The organism is Chromohalobacter sp. HP20-39, from assembly GCF_033052815.1.
GTDB lineage: Bacteria > Pseudomonadota > Gammaproteobacteria > Pseudomonadales > Halomonadaceae > Chromohalobacter.
Genome location: NZ_JAWHTP010000731.1, coordinates 1 through 268, shown reverse-complemented (window position 1 = coordinate 268; position 268 = coordinate 1). Strand labels below are relative to the sequence as shown.

At 64.6% G+C, this 268-nt stretch carries 1 protein-coding gene; it reads left to right on the top strand.

What is annotated here, in order from left to right; all coding sequences use genetic code 11:
* A partial coding sequence (locus RVY79_RS19880) for a hypothetical protein (RefSeq protein WP_317466295.1) occupies nt 1-268 on the top strand: 268 nt, incomplete at both ends.

The window sequence follows — 268 nt, the reverse complement described above, 5'->3', positions numbered from 1 at the left end:
ACGAAGACACAATGGCGCGCTGATCAGACCTGGGACCCGTCACGACTACGCCAACCTTTTGCTCGCCCTCTACCAGCAACGGCGCAAGCTCGCATGCCCACCACCAGAGCACCCGTTCGACGAAGACCGCGTAGGCGCTCATTCCGGATTCAGCCGCCATACCGTGCAGCGCCTGCCATTCACGCCCGATGCCATCGCCGTGCCGCTCGTCTCGGCCGCGATCCGACTCATCGGACAGCCGGCCGATGACGTGATCGCACTACGCGAC